This window comes from Bradyrhizobium sp. MI1.7 (assembly GCF_055811795.1).
The window spans coordinates 1-6,230 of the sequence record NZ_JBVVPO010000152.1 but is presented as its reverse complement, the minus strand read 5'-3'; the positions used below and the strand labels follow the sequence as shown (position 1 = coordinate 6,230).

Annotated in this window: 4 protein-coding genes; 2 read left to right on the top strand and 2 right to left on the bottom strand. The window is 64.3% G+C overall.

Annotated elements, in window-relative coordinates:
* Positions 1-10 precede the first annotated feature (10 nt).
* Complete coding sequence (locus AC0L3X_RS46350) at positions 11-1,771, bottom strand: hypothetical protein (protein WP_473317545.1); 1,761 nt, start codon at positions 1,769-1,771, stop codon at positions 11-13.
* Positions 1,772-2,192: 421 nt separating this feature from the next.
* On the opposite strand from AC0L3X_RS46350, the gene AC0L3X_RS46345 reads away from it, so the two are divergent.
* Positions 2,193-3,044: a caspase family protein gene (locus tag AC0L3X_RS46345; RefSeq protein ID WP_063980483.1), complete on the top strand. Its 852-nt coding sequence runs from the start codon at positions 2,193-2,195 to the stop codon at positions 3,042-3,044.
* Positions 3,045-3,186: 142 nt separating this feature from the next.
* Here the strand turns inward: AC0L3X_RS46345 and AC0L3X_RS46340 are convergent, their stop codons facing one another.
* Positions 3,187-4,038, bottom strand: a complete 852-nt coding sequence (locus AC0L3X_RS46340) for a caspase family protein (RefSeq protein ID WP_063980483.1) — start codon at positions 4,036-4,038, stop codon at positions 3,187-3,189.
* A gap of 421 nt (positions 4,039-4,459) precedes the next feature.
* On the opposite strand from AC0L3X_RS46340, the gene AC0L3X_RS46335 reads away from it, so the two are divergent.
* The gene (locus tag AC0L3X_RS46335; RefSeq protein WP_473317545.1) at positions 4,460-6,220 is read left to right on the top strand and encodes a hypothetical protein; all 1,761 of its coding nucleotides are present in this window, start codon (positions 4,460-4,462) and stop codon (positions 6,218-6,220) included.
* Positions 6,221-6,230: the final 10 nt, after the last annotated feature.

The window sequence follows — 6,230 nt, the reverse complement described above, 5'->3', positions numbered from 1 at the left end:
TTTGCCCACCCTACGAGACCGTCGTGCAATGACGGGAAGTTGAAAGCTCAATCGTTGGGCAGGCGCTGGCCGGGCGGCCAAAAGCCGACCACAATTGCGACGTCACCTCGGGACCACCGACCAGAATCCGCGTCGGCGTCTTCATCTTGTTCCATTCATAGGCGCGGAACGGGCCGCGGCGACCGCCTTCGCCGAGGCTCGCGACGATCACGTTCAGCGCCGGCGCGAAGGCGCGCGGGTCGGCGCCGAGATGGCCGAGCGCGATCAGCGCCAGCGCCGCGTCGAACACGTTCATCTCCGCGGCCATCAGCTCGCCCTTGACGTAGGAGAGCACGCGATGGCGGATGAAATCGAAATCGCCGTCGGGGTCGATCGCGGCCTGTGCTGCCAGCGGCAGTGCGAGGAAGGCCGCATAGCAGCGGCCGAAATAGGCGCTGTAGAGCTCGGGCAGATAATAGATGTGCGAGCGCGGATTGGCGAAGGCGCCGTTGGCGGCGAGCCGCTTCTGGAAGCCGATGATGCGATGCACGGTCGCCAGCCGCGCCGGCGTCTCCAAAATCTTCCAGCGCGCGAGGTTGCGAAAGCTGACCTCGAGAATGTCGAGATTGAGCGTCGGATCGAGATCGTTGCCGTAGGGCCGCTCGCCTTTGAGGTTATCGATCCAGGTCGCGACGCCGCCCTCGTAGTCGATGTTGTCGTTGAGCGGCACGGTCACGCGCGGTTCGTTGACGCCGGCGAGCACCTGATAGCCCGAATAGAAGTCCAGCAGCGGCTGGTCGATGATCGGATCGGTGCAGCCGGCTTGCGTCGCTGCCGAGATCGAGCACGCCGTGGTGTCGCAATCCGGCACGTAGACGCCGAAGCCGAGGTCCTGCTTGATCTGGGCGAAGAAGCGGGAGAAGCGCGGATGCGGCGCCGGCGCGAGCGCGGTGATGACGTTGAAGCGTGTGCCGTCGATACCCTCGACCTCTTCGCGGCTGATGTTGACGCAGAAATCGACCATGTCGGCGATCGCACGCTCGGCTGCAATCTTGTCGGCCGGCGAAGCGAGCCCGGTCTCGACATAGCTCAGCAGCGCCTCGATGAAGAACGCGTCGTAATAGGCCGAGCGGTGTCGGATCTGCACCGGCTCCCACATCGGCTCGGCAATGCCGCTCCAGGGCGGATTGACGACGGCTGCTGCCTGTGAACGCGCGATGAAGACGCGGGCGAGGTTGAACAGCAGCGAGGAGTTCTTGTAGCCGCGCGCGTTCAGCCCCGTCAGCGCCATGGTCAGCTCGCGCCCGCGGACATCGGGGTCGCCGATCAGGTTGAAGGCGGCATAGGTCGGCAGGAAGCCGTTCTTGCGGTACGAGCCGAGCAGATGCTGCGCGCAGTCGCGGATCACGCCGTCGATCTGCGCTTGTTGCGGCGCTAGGCCCGTGAATATCGCCGGCGGCGGCTTTGGATGGTCGAGCGCGATGCTGTCGACGAGATCGGCGACGGGCTGGCCGATCGCCGCCCAGTCGGGCTCGGCGTCGTCGCGTGCCCGCACCAGTGCCGTGCGAAGCCGGGTCAGCTTCGCCTCGTCGCGCAACTCGGGCAGCCCGGCGCGACCGAGCAGGATCCGCAATGCGGGATTGCCGAGCGCGGTCTTGTAGAACTTGGCCAGATGCGGATCGCCGCTGGCTGGGCCCGACAATACGGGATCGCAGACGTCATAAAGCGACGGGCCGTCTTTTCGCGCCGTCAGCGCCCGGCAGGCAGCGCCGGCAAAATAATGAAAGCTCATGAAATACCTGGTCGCGGGGTCTTGGCCAGGGGCCGGCCGGCACGCTCCCATCTGCGCGCCACCCCCTGCAAGTCTTTGAAAAAGCTACCCGGATTCGCGGGAAATTCAAATGTGATGGCGGTCACGGAAAAATCCGGCACGGGAGCTGCATGATTAAGGCCGTTACAAGGGGCTCGCGACGAAAAGACGTGCAAATTCTGCTCGGAGGATTAACCAATATCTTCAGTCACTTAGCTCAAATTTTGGGCGATCTATTGCCGGGGAGGAGATATCCGGTTAAGGCTTTGTTTGGTGCGGCGCCGCAAATTGCGCGCAGTTCGGGGGCACATCCCCGGCCAATCCCTCAAACCTGAAGCCACCATCGCGCTACTCAAACATTGTGCGCGCGCTTGGCTGGTCTTTGGCACAGGAACGAACCGAGATGAATGTAAGGCAGCTCGAGCTTTCCAGACGCACGATCGCGGTGGCCGCAGCCCTCATCGGCACGGTGTCGCTCGTGATCGGCGCCCATGCTGCCCTCAACATGCGCGCGATCGATGCCGCCAAGGCCGTGGCGACCGACGAGGTCACCGGCTCGATCGGCCAGTCGTCCCGCCTCGCCCTCGTCATCGGCAATGGACATTATCCCGACGCCAGCGCGCCGCTGACGCAGTCGATCAACGACGCCCGCGCGCTGTCCTCGTCGCTCCGTAAGAACGGCTTTGACGTCGATATGGTGGAAGACGCGACCAAGGACGACATGGTCCGCGCCGTCAACCGCCTGAAGTCCCGGATCAAGCGCGACACCGTCGTCATGCTGTTCTTCGGCGGCTACGGCGTGCAGGCCGGCCGCGAGAGCTACATGCTGCCGGTCGATGCGGTGATCTGGAAGGAAAGCGACGTCCGCCGCCAGGGCGTGTCCATCGACGGCGTGCTCGACATGATGAAGGAGCAGGGCGCCAAGGCCAAGCTCGTCGTCGTCGACGCCTCCCGCCGTAACCCCTACGAGCGCCGCTTCCGCTCCTACAGCCATGGTCTTGCACCGATCAGCGCGACGGACAACGCGTTGATCCTTTCCTCGGCTTCGCCCGGCAAGGTCGTCGACGACGGCAAGGGCGAGTACAGCGTGCTGGTCGGCGAGTTCCTCACCAACCTCAATGCGCAGGGCAGCGCCGAAAGCGTCTTCAACAAGACCCGCGTCGCCATCTCCCGCGCCTCCGAAGGCGACCAGGTCCCGACCATCTCCTCCTCGCTGCTCGAGGACGTCCATTTCGGCGAAGCAGCCGGCGGCTAGCCGCAAATTGTAGGGTGGGCAAAGCGACTTGTCCGCCGTAGCTCGGCGAGCGAAGGCGGAAGCGTGCCCACGTCTTCTATTGAAATCTCGAAAAGATGGTGGGCACGGCGCTTTGCGCTTTTGCCCACCCTACAATTTGCGGCTAGCCGCCGGCTGCTTCGCCGAAATGGACGTCCTCGAGCAGCGAGGAGGAGATGGTCGGGACCTGGTCGCCTTCGGAGGCGCGGGAGATGGCGACGCGGGTCTTGTTGAAGACGCTTTCGGCGCTGCCCTGCGCATTGAGGTTGGTGAGGAACTCGCCGACCAGCACGCTGTACTCGCCCTTGCCGTCGTCGACGACCTTGCCGGGCGAAGCCGAGGAAAGGATCAACGCGTTGTCCGTCGCGCTGATCGGTGCAAGACCATGGCTGTAGGAGCGGAAGCGGCGCTCGTAGGGGTTACGGCGGGAGGCGTCGACGACGACGAGCTTGGCCTTGGCGCCCTGCTCCTTCATCATGTCGAGCACGCCGTCGATGGACACGCCCTGGCGGCGGACGTCGCTTTCCTTCCAGATCACCGCATCGACCGGCAGCATGTAGCTCTCGCGGCCGGCCTGCACGCCGTAGCCGCCGAAGAACAGCATGACGACGGTGTCGCGCTTGATCCGGGACTTCAGGCGGTTGACGGCGCGGACCATGTCGTCCTTGGTCGCGTCTTCCACCATATCGACGTCAAAGCCGTTCTTACGGAGCGACGAGGACAGCGCGCGGGCGTCGTTGATCGACTGCGTCAGCGGCGCGCTGGCGTCGGGATAATGTCCATTGCCGATGACGAGGGCGAGGCGGGACGACTGGCCGATCGAGCCGGTGACCTCGTCGGTCGCCACGGCCTTGGCGGCATCGATCGCGCGCATGTTGAGGGCAGCATGGGCGCCGATCACGAGCGACACCGTGCCGATGAGGGCTGCGGCCACCGCGATCGTGCGTCTGGAAAGCTCGAGCTGCCTTACATTCATCTCGGTTCGTTCCTGTGCCAAAGACCAGCCAAGCGCGCGCACAATGTTTGAGTAGCGCGATGGTGGCTTCAGGTTTGAGGGATTGGCCGGGGATGTGCCCCCGAACTGCGCGCAATTTGCGGCGCCGCACCAAACAAAGCCTTAACCGGATATCTCCTCCCCGGCAATAGATCGCCCAAAATTTGAGCTAAGTGACTGAAGATATTGGTTAATCCTCCGAGCAGAATTTGCACGTCTTTTCGTCGCGAGCCCCTTGTAACGGCCTTAATCATGCAGCTCCCGTGCCGGATTTTTCCGTGACCGCCATCACATTTGAATTTCCCGCGAATCCGGGTAGCTTTTTCAAAGACTTGCAGGGGGTGGCGCGCAGATGGGAGCGTGCCGGCCGGCCCCTGGCCAAGACCCCGCGACCAGGTATTTCATGAGCTTTCATTATTTTGCCGGCGCTGCCTGCCGGGCGCTGACGGCGCGAAAAGACGGCCCGTCGCTTTATGACGTCTGCGATCCCGTATTGTCGGGCCCAGCCAGCGGCGATCCGCATCTGGCCAAGTTCTACAAGACCGCGCTCGGCAATCCCGCATTGCGGATCCTGCTCGGTCGCGCCGGGCTGCCCGAGTTGCGCGACGAGGCGAAGCTGACCCGGCTTCGCACGGCACTGGTGCGGGCACGCGACGACGCCGAGCCCGACTGGGCGGCGATCGGCCAGCCCGTCGCCGATCTCGTCGACAGCATCGCGCTCGACCATCCAAAGCCGCCGCCGGCGATATTCACGGGCCTAGCGCCGCAACAAGCGCAGATCGACGGCGTGATCCGCGACTGCGCGCAGCATCTGCTCGGCTCGTACCGCAAGAACGGCTTCCTGCCGACCTATGCCGCCTTCAACCTGATCGGCGACCCCGATGTCCGCGGGCGCGAGCTGACCATGGCGCTGACGGGGCTGAACGCGCGCGGCTACAAGAACTCCTCGCTGCTGTTCAACCTCGCCCGCGTCTTCATCGCGCGTTCACAGGCAGCAGCCGTCGTCAATCCGCCCTGGAGCGGCATTGCCGAGCCGATGTGGGAGCCGGTGCAGATCCGACACCGCTCGGCCTATTACGACGCGTTCTTCATCGAGGCGCTGCTGAGCTATGTCGAGACCGGGCTCGCTTCGCCGGCCGACAAGATTGCAGCCGAGCGTGCGATCGCCGACATGGTCGATTTCTGCGTCAACATCAGCCGCGAAGAGGTCGAGGGTATCGACGGCACACGCTTCAACGTCATCACCGCGCTCGCGCCGGCGCCGCATCCGCGCTTCTCCCGCTTCTTCGCCCAGATCAAGCAGGACCTCGGCTTCGGCGTCTACGTGCCGGATTGCGACACCACGGCGTGCTCGATCTCGGCAGCGACGCAAGCCGGCTGCACCGATCCGATCATCGACCAGCCGCTGCTGGACTTCTATTCGGGCTATCAGGTGCTCGCCGGCGTCAACGAACCGCGCGTGACCGTGCCGCTCAACGACAACATCGACTACGAGGGCGGCGTCGCGACCTGGATCGATAACCTCAAAGGCGAGCGGCCCTACGGCAACGATCTCGATCCGACGCTCAATCTCGACATTCTCGAGGTCAGCTTTCGCAACCTCGCGCGCTGGAAGATTTTGGAGACGCCGGCGCGGCTGGCGACCGTGCATCGCATCATCGGCTTCCAGAAGCGGCTCGCCGCCAACGGCGCCTTCGCCAATCCGCGCTCGCACATCTATTATCTGCCCGAGCTCTACAGCGCCTATTTCGGCCGCTGCTATGCGGCCTTCCTCGCACTGCCGCTGGCAGCACAGGCCGCGATCGACCCCGACGGCGATTTCGATTTCATCCGCCATCGCGTGCTCTCCTACGTCAAGGGCGAGCTGATGGCCGCGGAGATGAACGTGTTCGACGCGGCGCTGGCGCTGATCGCGCTCGGCCATCTCGGCGCCGACCCGCGCGCCTTCGCGCCGGCGCTGAACGTGATCGTCGCGAGCCTCGGCGAAGGCGGTCGCCGCGGCCCGTTCCGCGCCTATGAATGGAACAAGATGAAGACGCCGACGCGGATTCTGGTCGGTGGTCCCGAGGTGACGTCGCAATTGTGGTCGGCTTTTGGCCGCCCGGCCAGCGCCTGCCCAACGATTGAGCTTTCAACTTCCCGTCATTGCACGACGGTCTCGTAGGGTGGGCAAA